General features: G+C 67.8%; 2 protein-coding genes. Both read left to right on the top strand.

What is annotated here, in order from left to right; genetic code table 11:
- Positions 1-498, top strand: a 498-nt coding sequence (locus tag AC4FAH_RS13415; protein ID WP_490246200.1) for a glucosaminidase domain-containing protein, incomplete at its 5' end; no start/stop codon positions are given.
- 57 nt (positions 499-555) lie between these two features.
- Positions 556-2195: ATP-dependent helicase (locus tag AC4FAH_RS13410; protein WP_490246199.1), on the top strand; the 1640-nt coding region annotated here is incomplete at its 3' end.

Raw genomic sequence — 2195 nt, 5'->3', positions numbered from 1 at the left:
GGCCTGTGTGATCAGGCCAATCTGCCCTGTGACGTCACGCGCGAGGACATCGGCGTCAGCTGGACGCGCCTGCTGCTGCGCATCGATACCCTGCCGCTGGACATGGTGCTGGTGCAGGCCATCGAGGAGTCGGGCTGGGGGACGTCGGGCCATGCCCGTGAGGGCAACAATCTGTTCGGCATGCGCTGCTTCTCGCGCGGCTGCGGTATCGGGCCGCCGGGGCGTGAATATCGGCGCTTCGAGAGCCTGGAGGCCGGCATCGCCGCCTATTTCGACAACCTCAACTCCCAGCGCAGCTATGCCGAGCTACGTGAGCTGCGCGGGCGTCTGCGCAACGCGGGCCAGCCGGTGCGCGCCGAAGACCTCATCCCGACGCTGAGTGCCTACTCGACGCGGGGCAACGCCTACTTCACCACGCTCTATGATCTGTTGCGCTGGAATCGTGGCCTGATGCGTACCGTGCGTGAGCGCCTCGCGGCCAATGGCGCCCTGTCCTAGCCATGATCGCGCAGCGAAGGTCTTGCCCCCCGCGCTGACAGGGGGGATCATGCCGCCATGCATCTGAGCAATGATCAACGGCGAATTCTCGCCCATCCCTTTCCCTCGCGCCTGCGCGATCGCACGCCGGCCAACAGCGCCGAGCACAGCGATTGCGTGGTGGTGCGTGCCTGTGCCGGCAGCGGCAAGACCGTGCTGATGGTCGAGCTGGCGCGTACCTACGCCGACGAGACCCTCATCTACACCTCGCTCAACCCGGCGGTGGCCGGGCGGACCGCCAGTCAGCTGCCCGCCAATGTCCAGTCGCTGTCGCTGCATCAGCTGGCGCGCCAGGCCTTGATGGAGGAGTACGGCGACAAGCTCAAGCGGCAGCCCGACATCACGCGCCGTCTGGCGCCGCAGAGCCTCAGCTGGCTGGGCAGTCTTTCCAGTCAGTCGCGCAGCCTGATCGCCCAGGGCCTGAACACCTTCTTCGCCGAGAGCGACGCGGTGCCGATGCCGGAGCATCTGCCTGAAGGCGTGGCACAACGGCTGAGCGCCAATGAGCTGCGCCAGCTGGTCGAGAGCATGCGGCTGGTGTGGGAGTGTCTGCTGGACCCCGCCGATCATCAGCAGAGCCTCTCGTTCAACGCCTTGCTCAAGCTGTGGTCGCAGCATGGCCAGTCGCTGGAGGCCGACCTGGTGATGCTGGATGAGGCGCAGGACGCCACGCCAGCGTTGCTGGCCATGTTGCGTCGCCAGCGCTGCGACCTGCTGCTGATCGGCGACCCGCATCAGAGCCTGTCGCGTCAGGTGGAAGGCATGAGCTCGCTGGATTCGCCGCTGCTGGCCGATGCCACCGTCTACTCGCTGCCCGGCGCCTGGCGCTTCGGGCCGGCATTGGCGGCGCTGGGCACGCGGCTGGCGGCCTGTTCGCCCACCGCCCGCGAGCAGGCCATGAGCGGCCTCGGCCCGGCGACCCGTCTGGCGCTGCCCGCGGTGCGTGAGGCATTGCTGCACTCCGGCAAGCGCCATGCGGTGATCAGTGCCGGCCCGGTGGCGGCGCTGGGGGAGGCGCTGTCACTGCATCAGCGCGGCATCGCGGTGGCCTGGCTGGACGGCATCGAAGGCTATCCGCTGGCGGGGCTGCTGGATCACTGGCGGCTCTGGCGCGCACATCAGATGGCCGAGCAGGGCGACAGCGCGAGTCAGCGTGAGTGGTGGCGACTGCTGCCCCCCTCCCTGACACGGCTCGGTCAGACCCCGGCGCAGGTGCTGGGAGCTCTGACGCGTCTCGATGATCATCAGGCGCGCAGCCTGCATGAGCTGGCCTCCTGGTATGCCCAGGCGCCACTCGATCAATGGATCGGTGAGCTGCGCAAGCACGATGGCGACCTGCAGGCCGCCATCGTCAGTGCTCACTCGCGGGGACAGTCGGTCGAGCTGCCCACGGTCATGCTGGGGACGGTGTTCCGCGCCAAGGGTCTCGAATTTGATTGCGTGGTGCTGGCCGATGATCTGGCATTGCCAAGCGCGCGCCAGCAATTGCCCAATCAGGTGCTGGTCACCAATCTCAGCTACACCGCCGCCACGCGGGCACGCCAGCTGCTGGTGCTCAATGAGCGCCTGAGTCACTGGTGGCAGGCGCAGGGCGAGAGTGAGCGCTTCCCTCTGCTCGAGGCACTGCCGCAGGCCTGGCTGAGCGAGTCCACGCATGG

The organism is Cobetia sp. (assembly GCF_983723665.1).
The sequence above is the reverse complement of the archived record's forward strand: the minus strand, read 5'-3'. Positions and strand labels throughout refer to the sequence as shown.